This window comes from Chryseobacterium sp. R2ACT005, from assembly GCF_049949215.1.
GTDB lineage: Bacteria > Bacteroidota > Bacteroidia > Flavobacteriales > Weeksellaceae > Chryseobacterium.
Map to the genome: position 1 here is coordinate 3,752,372 of NZ_CP188192.1, position 13,111 is coordinate 3,765,482.

The following is a 13,111-nucleotide window of genomic DNA, read 5'->3' on the forward strand; positions in this document are numbered from 1 at the left end:
TCCAATTTTTTGGAAGTCTTTTTAATTTTACCGAAATTCGAACCTTTATTTCTTTTGTCAAAAAATAAGGATCAAAAAATTCAAAAACCCGCATCCTGAAATCTGAAAAATGAATCTCGAAACCTCCATAGAATACGTAAAAGGCATAGGTCCGGAAAGAGCCAAACTTATTAAAAGTGTATTGGGCCTGACTACTGTTGAAGATATGCTGAACTTCTACCCTATCCGCTATCTGGATAAAAGTAAAATTTATACCGTTTCTCAGCTTCGGGAAGAAAGCAGCCAGGAAATACAATTGAGGGGAAGAATCACTCATGTTCAGGAAATCCAGACTGGGAAGACTAAAAGATTATCTGCGAAATTCAATGATGAAACAGGCAGCATGGATCTGGTATGGTTCCAGTATTCAAAATGGTTGAAAGAACAGCTTCCTATTAATAAGGAGGTTTATATTTTTGGGAAAATCAATGTTTTCAACCGCCAGTTTTCTATGCCGCATCCGGAAATAGAAGCTGAAGAAAGTAAAGAAGGAGATACAAGACTTAAACCTATTTATCCGAGTTCAGAAAAACTAACTAAAAGAGGATTAAGTCAAAGATTTTTTCAGAATGCATTGAAAAATATCTGCAAAGAAATTCCTGGTCTTATTGAAGAGAATTTTCCGGAATACCTCATGAAAACCTTTAAATTCATGTCCAGGCAGCATGCTTTTCTGAATGTTCATTTTCCGAAAGATAAAGAGCATTTTGATAAGGCAGATTACAGGTTGAAATTTGAAGAATCATTCTTTTTTCAATTAGGATATGGCTTAAAAAAGCTTCACCATAAAACACAGGCTCATGGCAACCCTTTCCCAATTATTGGGGATCATTTTAACGATTTCTACGAAAACCACCTTCCTTTTGAGCTTACCAATGCACAGAAAAGGGTATTAAAGGAAATCCGTATTGATATGAAAAGGCCGATTCAGATGAACAGGCTTTTACAGGGTGATGTAGGATCAGGGAAAACGATGGTGGCATTGCTAACCATGCTTATTGCTATGGACAATGGTTTTCAGAGTTGCTTGATGGCTCCAACAGAAATTCTTGCCCAGCAGCATTATAATGGTATCAAGGAACTATTAGAAAAAACCGGAATCAACATCCGTATTCTGACCGGTTCTGCCAAAGCAGCAGAAAGGAGAATTATCCATGAAGAACTGGAAAATGGTACACTTTCAATTCTGGTAGGAACCCATGCTGTTTTAGAAGATAAGGTTAAATTCAAAAATCTGGGATTAGCAATTATTGATGAGCAGCATAGGTTTGGAGTTGCTCAGCGTGCTAAACTTTGGGCCAAAAACAAAATTCCGCCTCATATTCTGGTGATGACCGCTACTCCTATTCCGAGAACACTTGCGATGAGTTTTTACTCAGATCTGGATGTTTCTGTGATTGATGAAATGCCTGTAGGAAGAAAACCTATCATTACGGCTCACAGACGTGAAAAAGACAGACTATATGTTTATAATTTCTGTAAAGATGAGATTAAGAAAGGGCGGCAGGTCTATTTTGTATATCCGCTTATTGAAGAATCTGAAACCTTAGATTACAAAAATCTGGTGGAAGGGTTGGAACATGTCATGGATTATTTCTCAGAATACAACGTGACCATGCTTCATGGGAAAATGAAACCGGACGAAAAAGACGCGGCAATGGCTTATTTTGCTTCGGGAAAAGCTGAAATTATGGTGGCAACTACAGTAATTGAAGTTGGAGTAAATGTCCCTAATGCTTCCGTAATGGTTATTGAAAGTTCAGAAAGATTCGGGCTTTCACAGCTTCATCAATTAAGAGGGCGTGTAGGAAGAGGTGCTGAACAGAGTTACTGTATCCTGATGACATCAGACAAATTGTCGAAGGAAAGCAGAACGCGTATTAAGACAATGACTGAAACCAATGACGGCTTTAAAATTTCTGAAGTGGATATGCAGCTTCGTGGTCCGGGAGATATTCTGGGTACCCAGCAAAGTGGTGTGGTAGATTTTAAGAGATTGGACCTGATTAATGATTCGGCGATCATTAAAACAACAAAAAATACGGTAGAAAAAATTCTGGAAGCGGATCCGATGCTGTCCAGACCTGATAATCTGATCATTAAAAACTATTATATCAGATACTACAAAGGAAAAAACAAGTGGAGTAAAATTTCATAAAAAAACCGCAGAAAATACTTCCTGCGGCCCCCTTATAAAACTGTTATTTAGAAGAAATTACTTTTGATATATTCAAAAATTTATTTAATAGTTAAGGCTTAATATTTTGTGATGTGGTGTGGTGTGATGTGAAAATATCTATATAACAATATATATTTAGATAAGCTAAAACCTTAACTATTAAAATAAATTATGAAAAACAAAATGAATTATTTTTTTCCAACTTGCTTATTATAAAAACTAACTGAGTTTCGCTGGAGATGAGGGAATGAAACGAATAAAAATACCTCCAACTACTTTTGAGTTTTCATGATTGTACCGTTTTGTTTAAAGATCTTCTATGCTTTAAAATTGGAAAATTAGTATAATCCATTTTGTTAACTAACATCGTGATTTATATAATTTTTGTTTTTAGAAACAATTATTCTCATTCATCTGTATCTTCTACTATATAATGAAATTTGTGTCTCAGATTACTTTTACAAATGTCAGTATATTAATTCAGATCCTTTTTATATTATTTTAAGTATTAGTTATAAAATTTTCACTTATTTGTGAATAGTATGCATCAAATACGATTAATATTTCCTTAATACAAAATTAATAATCCCTTTATTCATCATACTTTTAGAATAAAATGATCTTTATTCAATCCTGAAGTGTGATACTGCCAATTGATTGTAATAATTTCTGTAAGTACTTTTTTAAGACTCTCAAAAGACTCAGGTTTTTTCATGAAAATATTGGCCCCTTTTACAAAAATATCTTCAATTTCATTTTCCGAAATAGGTTCAGAAAAAATGGTCGTTACCATATTATTGAATTTTGAATTCGCTCCAATTTCTTCCAGGCATTCCAAGCTGTCTTTTCCAGGGATGGTGTAGTTTATGAAAACAATTTCCGGAACTACGGCATCATCATTATTCAGATATAACATCATATCTTTTCCGTTACAGAAGCATTGAACTTTTATAGAGATTTTCAACTCTTTCAAAATATTTTTAAAAAAAATCAAGGTGTTTTCATCGTTATCTGCTACTATTACGTTCAGAAATTCTTTATTCATACTGCATTTTAGGGTTTATTACCGTGCTTTGAGCTCTTCTTCGTTTTCCAATAATCTTTTGAAACTGGGAGGGAGTGATTCCCGTTGTATTTTTAAACTGGGTGCTCAAATGCGCCACACTGGAGTAATTCAGCTTATGGGCTATTTCTGTAAGGCTTTGTTTATTTCTTATGATCAGGGCTTTCGCGTGCTCTATCTTTTGCAGAATAATAAAATTCTCAATAGATGTATAAGCAACTTCGGAAAATAGGTTGGAAAGATAACCATAGCTGTGATTCAGTTTTTCAGCAATATATATGGATGCTTTTACCGGTATAATCTCATCAGAAAAGACCAGTTCTACGATAGCATCTTTTATTTTCTGTACCAACGCAGTCTTTTGACTTTCTATGATTTCTATACCATAATCTTCAAGATTTTTCTTAAAAAGACTGTGTTGTTCTTGTGTAAGGGGCTCATAAAATTCCACTTCACCGAAGTTCAGCAACCTGTACTTCAGCCCGTGTTCTTTAAGTTTTTCGTCCAATACCTTCTTGCAAAGGGCATTGAAATCAAATTTAACATACATTTTCATCCTAGTATATATAAGCATGTTTTATTTAGTAAATATAATAATTTATTTCATTTAAAAGTGAAATAGATTCAATTTTTTTATTTTTACCAAATAGACGCAAAAACTCCTGTATTTAAGAATACAGGAATTTAAACACTAAGGATGAAAAAAATATACTGATAAAAAGCTGTGTCAGCTCAAAACCAAGCATATGAATGTATTGTTATAAGTGATTTGGTTCTGAAGCAAAGATCATTCAAAATAAGAAGTCACTTGTTATAGAATTACAGGATAAAGTTACAAAATTTTAAGTCAATGATAAGTGAATTAGAAATTCCATCATGTAATCATCCATTACAAATCCGTTCCCTATATCGAAAATACCTTCCCCATAAACCCTGTATCCTTGAGACTCATAGAAGTTTCGGGCAGCATTATTTTTATTCACATTCAAAATAACTCTTTCATTTCCGTTTTCAGAAACTTTTTCATGCAGAAACTGAAGTGCTTTTTTGCCGAATCCTTTACCCTTACTCTCCGGAACAAGATAAATACGGTGCAGCTTGGTTGTTTTATCTTCATAATGATGTTCATATCCGATAAAACCTTCGTAAGAGTCATTATTTTCATCCTGAATGAGATAATAATGGTAATGAGGATTCTGAAGGTGGTTCAGAATTTCTGTTTCAGAATACATTTCGGAAAGCATAAATTCCATCTGTTCTTTTGAAAGAATGTCTGCATAGGCATTTTCCCACGATCTTCGTGCCAGATCTTGAATTAAAGGGACATCCACGGCTGTTGCCTGTCTTAATTTCATGATTTATTGTATTATTATGATTAAAAAAAGTGAAAAGCCTAAACTTTTCACCCTTTATGTTTTTCAATAATGAAATGCTGAATTTTAAAGTGATATTAAAATTCAATTCATTATTAAATGTTTGCCATTTCAGCTTTAATTTTTGCATGAAGACCTTCTGATGCTTTTACCAAAGGAAGTCTCAGATAGTTTTTAATGATTCCTTTTTCTGCAAGAATTACTTTAATACCGCAAGGGTTACCTTCTGCAAAAATCAAACGGGTAATATCTACCAGCTTATTGTGAATTGCGTAAGCTTCTTTCACTTTCCCTTCAAAAGCTAGCTGTACCATGGTAGAGAATTCTTTAGGATATGCCTGCCCGATAACGGAAATCACACCATCTCCTCCTGCTAATGTTACAGGCAATGTATATTCATCATCTCCGGAAACCAATGAAAAGCCTTCAGGTTTCTTTCTCAGAATATCAAAATACTGTAAAATATTAGGTGAAGCCTCCTTAATCAGGAATAAATTAGGAAATTCCTTTGCAAGACGAAGGGTAGTATCTGCTTCTACGTTCTGACCGGTTCTTGAAGGAACATTATAAATAATAATATTCTTCCCTGTGGAAGCTAAAGCTTTATAATGCTGATAAAGACCTTCCTGGTTCGGTTTATTGTAATAAGGAGATACTGAAAGTACTGCTTCAAATGCAGAAAGATCTGCTTCTTCAATCTGTTTCTTAACGTCAAGAGTATCGTTGCCGCCAATTCCCAAAACTAAAGGAAGACGTTTATTATTCACCTTAATGATATGCTCAATTACCTGTTTCTTCTCCTCTGCAGAAAGCGTTGCGGCTTCTGCCGTAGTACCCAATACTACCAAATAATTGGTTCCGTTTTCGATATTGTATTCAACCAGTTTTGTTAAACTGTCGAAGTCAACGGATAAATCTTCATTAAAGGGTGTTACCAATGCAACACCTACTCCTTTTAAAATGCTCATCTGTTAGAATTATTTTTGCCAAATTTAATCATTTACAGTAAGAATTTGTAATAAATAATAATGTTTTATTATACATATAGTTATATTTGCATATACTAAAAGATATTATGAAAAATAAATTCTTGTTAATAGGAATTGCCCTGGCAGCCCTTACAGCATGCAAAACAGCTTCTACGCTGCAACTTGCGGATGTAAAGACCCAGAAAAATATTTCTATTAATAATGAGCTAAAAAATGATGAGGAGTTTGCAAAATTTATTGAGCCTTATAAGCAAAAACTGGATAAAGAAATGAACCAGAAGATCTCCCACACGAATGCGGATCTTACAAAGCAGGGCGACAACAGCAATCTGGGCAATCTTTTAGCTGACTATACGTTTGAAGGAGGTAATGAATGGATAAAAACTCATCTTAAGCAGAATGTAGATGCTGCATTGATCAATATCGGAGGAATCCGTACCACTATCGGAAAGGGTGATATTTTACTTAAAAATGTATTTGAAGTAATGCCTTTCGAAAATGAGGTAGTTATTGTGAAAATGAAAGGAGCCGATTTACAGGGACTTTTTGAGTATTATGCAAAAACGCAGGTCAACAATCCTGTTTCTCATTTATATATTGAGACCAATAACGGACAGGTAATCAAATCCCTGATCAACGGAAAAGCAGTAGATCCGGCTAAAGACTATTATATTGCTACTTCAGACTATCTTGCACTGGGAGGAGACAACATGAAATTCTTTGCAAAAGGAGAATCAATCTCAACAGGAATTAAAATGAGAGATCTGTTTATCGATTATTTTAAGAAGACTCCTGAAGTGGTAGTAAATTCAGATGTTCGTTTAAATTTTATCGGGAAGAAGTAATGGATAGAAAAAGTTTTTTAAAAGCAATAGGAGGCGGATCTTTGGCAATGGCTTTAGCTCCCAATATGATGATGGCGGAAGAGTTGAAAATTCTTGACTTAAAATCCGCAAATAAACTGACGATCCTTCATACCAATGACCAGCATAGCAGAATAGAACCTTTCGATGCAAGCTATACAAGAAATCCTAACCAGGGAGGTTTTGCAAGAAGGGCAAACTTAATTCAGCAGATCAGAAATCAGGAAAGCAATGTACTGCTTCTTGATTCAGGAGATATTTTCCAGGGAACTCCTTATTTCAATTTCTTCGGAGGAGAACTGGAGTTTAAATTAATGTCAATGATGAAATATGATGCCTCTACTATGGGAAATCATGATTTTGATAATGGTCTTGATGGATTTTTAAAAGTACTTCCCAATGCGAAGTTTCCTTTTATCTGTTCCAATTATGATTTTAAAAATACGATTCTTGACGGGAAAACTTCTCCGTATAAGATATTCAACAAGAATGGAATTAAAGTAGGAATTTTCGGAGTGGGAATTCAACTGGACGGCCTTGTAGGTAAAAAACAGTACGGAGAAACCGTTTATTCCAATCCCATTGACGTAGCACAGCATTATTCAAATTATCTGAAAAAAGAGCAGAAATGTGACCTGGTAATTTGTCTTTCACACATCGGTTATGATTATAAAGATGAACCGAATAAAATAAGTGATAAAATTTTAGCGGCCAATACAGAGAATATTGATATTATCCTGGGCGGCCATACTCATACATTTTTACCGGAACCTCAATCTTATACCAACAGACAGGGCAAAAACGTACTTGTCAATCAGGTAGGATGGGCAGGTCTTCTTTTGGGTAGAATAGATTTTTATTTTGATACAAACAAAAACGTACAGCATATTTCCTGGAACAATCAGGCAATAGACAGCAGCATAACCGCATAATATGAAAAAACTCTCTATAATTTCTCTTGGTATTTTAGCATCCCTGCAGTTTACAAAAGCGCAGGTCATTTCATCGAAAAAATGGGCTGATGTATTTTCCTATAACAAAGTCTTAGCTATGAAAGAAGACAATGGGAAAATCATTGCAGCTACAGAAAACGGAATATTCTATTATACAATATCAACAGGAGAAATTACGAAGTTGTCCAAGGCCAATGGCCTTCATAATATTGGAATAACAGCCTTCGATTACAACCCACAGACTAAAACAGGACTTATTGGGTATGAAAACGGCTCCATGGATGTTATCACTCCACAGGAAATCAAATATATTGTTGATATTCCTATTGCTACCGGCTATAACGGAAATAAAAAAATCAATCATATTTCCATTACCGGAAATCAGGCTGTCATTTCTGTAGGCTATGGACTTTCCATATTTAATCTGAATAATAAAGAATTCGGAGATTCTGCGTTTTTCCTGACTGGCGGGGTGTATGAAGCAAGTAATGAAGCAACCATATTCGGGAATAAAGTATATTCTGTAACCAATACAGGATTGAAGAGCCATCAGTTGAATACTACCTTCCCGGTATATTCTACATGGACAACGGAAGCTCCCGGAGCATTCAAGCATATAGATTCAGAATCTGAGCTTGTATATTCATCAGCTACAGCGGCCTATTTTTACAACAACGGCACTCCGACTCAGCTTCCTACGAACTTTGATAATATTCGTGATATCGTTGTTACATCTAATAATATTATAGTTACTGACAACAGAGTGTATACCTACGGAATAAACGGGGTATCACAAAATGCGGTAAGCCTTGGAGAAGAATGCAACACTGCAATAACAGCTGGTGGAAAAATTTTTGGAGGAACCTTATTATCAGGGATCAAGGATGAAAGTAATAATACTTTCAAACCATCAGGCCCTTACTACAATTTTGCCTATAATATTAATCTTTTCGATAATAATCAGCTTCTGGTTTCCTCTGGTGCCAGAGCAAATAATTACAACCACCCGTCCATTATTCCACAAGAACCGGGATTTTATTATTTCAACGGTACGGATTGGATTTATCCTTCTTTTTTCAATAAAAGTAATCCAAATCGTCCAGTCTTTGTCAACGTATTGGATGCTATTATAAGTCCTTATAACAGTAATGAAGTTCTCTTTACTAACTATACAATGTTGGATAATGGAGTGTATAGAATGAAATATAATGCCACAAGCAAAGATTTTGATCTGGTAAAGTATTATAATCTCGGTGCACAGCCTTACTACAGACGTCCGGTAGGATTGACTACAGATACTCAGAACAATCTTTTTGTTTCCTTCGGATTTAATGACGGAAACCCTTCCATGGGAATCTATGATAAAGCCGCTGATGATTTTATCATCAAGAAAATAGTTCTTGCCAGTGATGGTATACAAAAGGCCGTTTTCCATGAAAATATGCTGTGGACTCCGCTGCCGAGATCTAATAACTTTTGGGTATATGACTATAAAAATGCAACCAACCTTTCCGATGATACAGATTATATTCTGGGTTCTTCTAATGGATTTAATAGTTCAGGAGGAATCTTATCTGTAGCATTTGATAAGTCCGGAGATGCATGGATCGGTACAGACGGAGGTTTAAGGATTATGCCTAATGCTGCATCTGAGATAAAAAATCCACAGCCGGAAGTAGAACCTATAGTCATAGAACAAAACGGGCTGGGTGAAGAGCTTTTCAGGGAATCAGCTATTCTTCAGATCGCAGTAGACGAAGGAAATTACAAATGGGTTTCCATTGATGGTGGTGGTGTATATTACCTTTCTGCTGACGGCCAGAAAACAATAAAACATTTTACTAAAGAAAATTCACCTCTTCCTACAAACAGTGTTACAGATATAAAAGTTGATAAGAAAACCGGGAAAGTATATTTTGTAACATATAATGGTATTGTAACATATCAGGGTGATGTTGCTGATGTAACTTCCAATTTCGGTGATGTTGTAGTATATCCTAACCCTGTTGTATATTCTAATTTTAAAGGAAAAGTTACCCTTAAGGGTCTTGCAGAAAAAACGAATATAAGAATTGTAGATGCAGCAGGAAATGTTGTACACTCTGCAGTAGCAAGAGGAGGTTATTATGAATGGGATCTTAATAATCAGAAAGGGGTAAGAGTAGCCTCAGGAATGTACTTTGTCCTGATGACCAATGAAGATGGGTCAGATAAAGCTACAGCCAAAATAGGAGTAGTCAATTAATTAATGAATTCACAAAACGGTTTTTTACTTTCGTTTATAAAATATGGAGAAAATGATGCTGTATTGCATTGTTTTACTGAAGAAGAGGGTTTTCAAAGCTATTTTCTGAAAGGAATTTATGCTAAAAAGAACAAAAAGAAAGCTCTGCTGCTGCCCCTGAGCCATCTGAATTTTTCAATACAACCGCTCCGTGGCAATGGCATACCAACTGTTTCAAAGTTTGAACTGGTAAAAAATAATGATATTTATACGGATATAAAAGTCAATACCGTTATTTTCTTTATTTCAGATTTCCTGAGTCATATCCTTAAATATGAGGATAAAAATATTCCTATCTATACCGGCATAAATCATTTTATCAATGAACTGACGAACAGGAATTATCAGGCACATCTGCTCTTTTTACTGGCTGTTTTAAAAATTCAGGGAGTTGCTCCACTGTTGGGTGACGGTAAGTTTTTAGATCCGGAAACCGGAACTTTTTCCTTAGGAATCTGTCATCAGCAATTCAATGAAGAAATTTCCACATTATGGAAAGAAGCACTTTGTGCTGAAAATCTATATGCTACAAAAATCCATTCTTCATTAAGAAAAGATTTTCTGGACAGCCTTCTGATATATTATCATTATCATATCACAGACTTCAAAACACCTGCCTCATTGGAAATTATCCAGCAGATATTTGAATAGGCCGATTTCTGATGGGTAGTATTGTTTTATGATTCTTTTGTTTTTTCAATATCTCCAGGCATTTCAGTTTCAGATTCGGCAATTTCTTTTTTGGAGAATCTTGGCTGTAAGATCTTGGCAATAAGTCCCGTCCAGCCTGTCTGGTGGGAAGCTCCTACTCCACGTCCGTTGTCCCCATGAAAATATTTGTAGAACAGGATATAATCTTTAAAGTCCGGATCCGTCTGAAATCTTTCATACTGCCCGTGGACAGGTCTTTTCCCATTTTCATCCTTTAAAAAAATCTTTGCAAGCCGTTTGTTTAAAGCATCCGCTATCTGATCAAGGTTTAAATAGTTTCCACTCCCTGTAGGATATTCCACTAAAAAATCAGGACTATAGTAGAAGAAAAAGCGCTGAAGACTATCGATAATCAAAAAATTAATAGGAAACCATACCGGACCGCGCCAGTTGCTGTTTCCCCCAAAAAGACCGCTGTCACTTTCTGCGGGAGTATATTTCACATTATAATCCGTTTCATTCAGTGTCAAAGTATAAGGATTATTTTCATACTCTTTTGATAACGCTCTTACTCCATAATCACTTAAAAATTCATCCGGATTCAGCATTCTGTTTAATAATCTTTTCAAACGGTGTCCGCGAAGCAAAGACAAAAGGTGTTTGGAATCCTGGCCTTTGACTTCCCACCTTGAAACCAGAGAAGCCAGTTCCGGTTTATTTTCCAGTACCCATTTCATTCTTTTCTTAAAATTAGGCAGGTTTTCAATCATTTCATCATCGATGACCTCAACGGCAAACATCGGAATCAATCCTACGATGGTTCTTAATCTTAAATACATATGCGTTCCGTCATTAGAAGCTATGGCATCATAGAAAAATTCATCTTGTTCATCCCACAAACTGAATTCTTCCTCACCCATATTATCCAGTGAATTGGCAATCGCCAGGAAATGTTCAAAAAACTTCATCGCCATTTCTTCATACACATTATTGTAAAGAGCCAGTTCCAAAGCAATCCGCATCATATTCAGGGCAAACATGGCCATCCAGCTCGTCCCGTCCGACTGTTCCAGCTGCTCTCCGTTTGGCAAAACAGCATTCCGATCGAAAACCCCAATATTATCAAGTCCTAAGAAACCTCCTTCAAATATGTTATTGCCATTGGTATCCTTTTTATTGACCCACCATGTAAAGTTCATTAACAGTTTCTGAAAAGCACTTTCCAGAAATTCCAGGTCAGGTTTGTTATTTAAATATTCATCAATTTTAAATACTCTGAAAACGGCCCAGGCATGTACCGGAGGATTCACATCACTCAAGTTCCATTCGTAGGCGGGAAGCTGTCCGTTTGGATGCATATACCATTCAAACAGGAAAAGTTTCAGCTGATGCTTTGCAAAATCAGGATCTATCAAGGAAAAGCTGATGGTATGAAATGCCAGATCCCAGGTGGCATACCACGGATATTCCCATTTATCCGGCATGGAAATAATATGTTCGTTATTAAGATGCTTCCAGTCGTAATTTCTTATTTTTTTCCGCGACTGTGGAGGAGGCATTTCAGCAGGATCACCTTTCAGCCATTTTTCAACATTGTAGTGGTAAAACATTTTATTCCACAGCATCCCTGCAAAAGCCTGTCTTTGTACCAGCCTCTCATCTTCCGAAGCAATTCCTTTCTGGATTTCAGCATAAAATTCATCTGCTTCTTTCTGTCTTTGATTAAAAACAGTATCAAAATCACCGAACGGCTCTCGTAAGTCCTTATCCGATATTCTGAATTCAAATATTCTGGATTCCCCAGCTTTGAAATCTTCATCAATAAAAAAAGAAGCTTTGGTTCCTACATTCTTCGGGTTCACAGATTGAGAGTTACCTGTCATTACAAAATTATTGATCCCGTCTTTGCAGAACTTAAATTCATTTTGCGACTGGTAAAGTCTTTCATTATTGGTTTCATTATTACAAAACAGGGTTTTTAAAGATTGTTTTGCATATACATTTTTGATGTCAATATCCTGATGATTTACTTTAATACGGTCTGCATCTTCAGCATACAATTTGGGTTGATAGTCATCATAGCCCCACTTCCAGGTGTTTCTGAACCAAACCGTAGGCAATATTACAAGGGATGCTTCTTTTTCAGATTTGTTGACAACCGTTAGTCTGACAAGAATATCATTCTGACTTTCTTTTGCATATTCAATAAAAATGTCAAAGTATTCATTGTTATCAAAAATTCCGGTATCAATCAATTCATATTCCGTTTCATCCTTACTTCTTGAAGCATTTGTTTTTATGAGATCTTCATAGGGAAAAATAGTATGGGGATATTTATACAGCATTTTCATATAAGAATGGGTAGGTGTAGAATCCAGGTAATAAAAATATTCCTTTACATCTTCACCATGATTTCCCTGTCCGTTGGTCAATCCAAAGAACCGTTCTTTCACCATTTTATCTTTTTTATTCCAGAATCCGACAGAGAATACAAGCTTCTGAAGGTCATCACAGATTCCGCATATGCCTTCCTCACCCCAACGGTATGTTTTGGCTTCCGCAGTATCATGACTGGTATAATTCCAGGCATCTCCGTTTTCACTGTAATCTTCACGAACAAGCCCCCATTCCCGATTACTTACATAAGGACCCCATTTTTTCCATGAAATATCTGAAATTCTCTGTTTTTCTGACATAAGCGATAATTATGAGTAATG

General features: G+C 35.7%; 10 protein-coding genes. 5 read left to right on the forward strand and 5 right to left on the reverse strand.

The genetic code is table 11. The features are described 5' to 3' along the window. The first annotated feature begins 109 nt into the window (after positions 1 to 109). A complete protein-coding gene (gene recG / locus ACPF63_RS17125) occupies positions 110 to 2,197 on the forward strand; it encodes an ATP-dependent DNA helicase RecG (RefSeq protein ID WP_426480717.1) in 2,088 nt (695 codons plus the stop codon). Between the two features lie 619 nt (positions 2,198 to 2,816). Here recG and ACPF63_RS17130 read toward each other — a convergent pair. The 4 genes from ACPF63_RS17130 to dapA form a co-directional block, all read right to left on the reverse strand. Beyond that, the gene (locus ACPF63_RS17130; protein ID WP_426480718.1) at positions 2,817 to 3,263 is read right to left on the reverse strand and encodes a response regulator; all 447 of its coding nucleotides are present in this window, start codon (positions 3,261 to 3,263) and stop codon (positions 2,817 to 2,819) included. Continuing rightward, positions 3,256 to 3,837: a helix-turn-helix domain-containing protein gene (locus ACPF63_RS17135; RefSeq protein WP_077413962.1), complete on the reverse strand. Its 582-nt coding sequence runs from the start codon at positions 3,835 to 3,837 to the stop codon at positions 3,256 to 3,258. The genes ACPF63_RS17130 and ACPF63_RS17135 overlap by 8 nt, the downstream gene beginning before the upstream one ends. A gap of 286 nt (positions 3,838 to 4,123) precedes the next feature. Further along, complete coding sequence (locus ACPF63_RS17140) at positions 4,124 to 4,636, reverse strand: N-acetyltransferase family protein (protein WP_426480719.1); 513 nt, start codon at positions 4,634 to 4,636, stop codon at positions 4,124 to 4,126. A 113-nt stretch (positions 4,637 to 4,749) separates the two neighbouring features. Continuing rightward, positions 4,750 to 5,622 carry a 4-hydroxy-tetrahydrodipicolinate synthase gene (gene dapA / locus ACPF63_RS17145; RefSeq protein WP_426480720.1) on the reverse strand — a complete coding sequence of 291 codons (873 nt, stop codon included), beginning with the start codon at positions 5,620 to 5,622 and terminating at the stop codon, positions 4,750 to 4,752. A gap of 107 nt (positions 5,623 to 5,729) precedes the next feature. Between dapA and ACPF63_RS17150 the strand changes: the two genes are divergently transcribed. Genes ACPF63_RS17150 through recO form a run of 4 tightly spaced genes read left to right on the forward strand, consistent with a single transcriptional unit; the run spans position 5,730 to position 10,394 of the window. Further along, entirely contained in the window at positions 5,730 to 6,488 is a 759-nt protein-coding gene (locus ACPF63_RS17150) for a 5'-nucleotidase C-terminal domain-containing protein (protein WP_426480721.1), read from the forward strand. Next, positions 6,488 to 7,438, forward strand: a complete 951-nt coding sequence (locus ACPF63_RS17155; RefSeq protein WP_426480722.1) for a bifunctional metallophosphatase/5'-nucleotidase — start codon at positions 6,488 to 6,490, stop codon at positions 7,436 to 7,438. Before ACPF63_RS17150 ends, ACPF63_RS17155 begins: the two co-directional genes overlap by 1 nt. A 1-nt stretch (position 7,439) precedes the next feature. Further along, positions 7,440 to 9,704: a hypothetical protein gene (locus ACPF63_RS17160; protein ID WP_426480723.1), complete on the forward strand. Its 2,265-nt coding sequence runs from the start codon at positions 7,440 to 7,442 to the stop codon at positions 9,702 to 9,704. A gap of 3 nt (positions 9,705 to 9,707) precedes the next feature. After that, complete coding sequence (gene recO / locus ACPF63_RS17165; protein WP_077413956.1) at positions 9,708 to 10,394, forward strand: DNA repair protein RecO; 687 nt, start codon at positions 9,708 to 9,710, stop codon at positions 10,392 to 10,394. A 26-nt stretch (positions 10,395 to 10,420) separates the two neighbouring features. On the opposite strand, the gene ACPF63_RS17170 is transcribed toward recO, so the two are convergent. Further along, entirely contained in the window at positions 10,421 to 13,090 is a 2,670-nt protein-coding gene (locus ACPF63_RS17170; protein ID WP_426480724.1) for an MGH1-like glycoside hydrolase domain-containing protein, read from the reverse strand. Positions 13,091 to 13,111: the final 21 nt, after the last annotated feature.

Excerpts from the sequence above, each read along its gene's own strand:
- ACPF63_RS17155 (WP_426480722.1), top strand. The coding sequence starts at position 6,488 with ATGGATAGAAAAAGTTTTTTAAAAGCAATAGGAGGCGGATCTTTGGCA.
- ACPF63_RS17160 (WP_426480723.1), top strand. The coding sequence starts at position 7,440 with ATGAAAAAACTCTCTATAATTTCTCTTGGTATTTTAGCATCCCTGCAG.
- ACPF63_RS17170 (WP_426480724.1), bottom strand. The coding sequence starts at position 13,090 with ATGTCAGAAAAACAGAGAATTTCAGATATTTCATGGAAAAAATGGGGT.
- ACPF63_RS17140 (WP_426480719.1), bottom strand. The coding sequence starts at position 4,636 with ATGAAATTAAGACAGGCAACAGCCGTGGATGTCCCTTTAATTCAAGAT.
- ACPF63_RS17150 (WP_426480721.1), top strand. The coding sequence starts at position 5,730 with ATGAAAAATAAATTCTTGTTAATAGGAATTGCCCTGGCAGCCCTTACA.
- ACPF63_RS17130 (WP_426480718.1), bottom strand. The coding sequence starts at position 3,263 with ATGAATAAAGAATTTCTGAACGTAATAGTAGCAGATAACGATGAAAAC.
- ACPF63_RS17135 (WP_077413962.1), bottom strand. The coding sequence starts at position 3,837 with ATGAAAATGTATGTTAAATTTGATTTCAATGCCCTTTGCAAGAAGGTA.
- recG (WP_426480717.1), top strand. The coding sequence starts at position 110 with ATGAATCTCGAAACCTCCATAGAATACGTAAAAGGCATAGGTCCGGAA.
- recO (WP_077413956.1), top strand. The coding sequence starts at position 9,708 with ATGAATTCACAAAACGGTTTTTTACTTTCGTTTATAAAATATGGAGAA.
- dapA (WP_426480720.1), bottom strand. The coding sequence starts at position 5,622 with ATGAGCATTTTAAAAGGAGTAGGTGTTGCATTGGTAACACCCTTTAAT.